General features: G+C 68.8%; 1 pseudogene. It reads left to right on the top strand.

Annotation, left to right across the window (positions count from 1 at the left end):
- Positions 1–8: 8 nt before the first annotated feature.
- Positions 9–1,320 (top strand): annotated as a pseudogene (locus ACFYZQ_RS40240) (IS701 family transposase); the annotation flags it as partial.

Genomic DNA, 1,320 nt, shown 5'->3' with positions numbered 1-1,320 from the left:
GACTGTGCATGGGTGGGGACGTCACGATTGACGAGGTGCACCGCTGGGCGGCTGGTCTGGACGCGCTGCACGCTCGGATCGGTGGGTATTTCCGCAGGTCGGAGCCGCGTCGGCGGGCAAGGGAGTATCTGAGCGGGCTGCTGGCACCGTTGGAGCGCAAGAATGGCTGGACGCTGGCCGAGCAGGCCGGAGAGTTGTGCCCGGACGGCATGCAACGGCTGCTGAACCAGGCCGACTGGGACGCCGATGCCGTCCGGGACGAGGTCCGCGGCTTTGTGCTGGAGTATCTCGGCGCCGAGGACGGCGTGTTGATCGTGGACGAGACCGGCTTCATCAAGAAGGGCGTCCGCTCGGCTGGAGTGCAACGGCAGTACACCGGCACCTCGGGAAAGATCGACAACTGTCAGCTGGGGGTGTTCCTCGCCTATGCCTCCACCAAGGGCCGGGCACTGATCGACCGGGAGCTGTACCTGCCGACCTGCTGGATCGAGGATCCGGCCCGCCGGGCGGACGCCCGGATCGGTGAGGACGTCGGCTTCGCCACCAAACCAGCCCTGGCCAGGGCGATGCTGGCCCGGGCGGTGGACGCCGGGGTGCCGTTTCGGTGGGTGACCGGTGATGAGGTCTACGGCCAGGACCCCGTTCTGCGCGCCTGGCTCGCCGAGCAGCGGCTCAGCTACGTGCTGGCGATCGCCCATAAACACCGCTGTGGACCCCGGGGGCAAAACGCGCGCACCGTCTCCGCCATCCTGCCCGAGGAAGCCTGGGAGATCCGCTCCGCCGGCGACGGCGCCCACGGCCTGCGTGAATACGCCTGGGCGCTGGTCCCGCTGCCCGGCAACAACCAGGACGGCTTCGAAGACGCACTGCTGATCCGGCGTTCGCTGACCGATGGCGAACGCGCCTACTACCTCACCCACGCACCCGCAGGCACCCCATCGGCGGAGCTCGTCCGGGCCGCCGGAGCCCGATGGGCGATCGAGGAGTGCTTCCAGGCCGCCAAGAACGAGGCCGGCCTGGACCACTACCAGGTCCGCCACTACCCGGCCTGGTACCGGCACATCACCCTGGCCATGGCAGCCGCCGCCCACCTGACCGCCCTGCGGACCACCACCCGCGAAAAGGGGGATGCGGCCATGACCTCATCCGACTGAGCGTGAACGAGATCCGCCGCCTGCTGAGCAAACTCGCCCATACCGTCCGGCAAGAGACCGAACACATCCTGCACTGGTCACACTGGCGGCGACGCCACCAACACCGAGCCCGGATCAGCCATTACCGCCGCCGCGGCCACCGACCCCCGTAACTGCGGCTGCAGTA

The sequence above is a fragment of the Streptomyces sp. NPDC001843 genome (assembly GCF_042891955.1).
Taxonomy (GTDB): Bacteria; Actinomycetota; Actinomycetes; order Streptomycetales; family Streptomycetaceae; genus Streptomyces.
The sequence above is the reverse complement of the archived record's forward strand: the minus strand, read 5'-3'. Positions and strand labels throughout refer to the sequence as shown.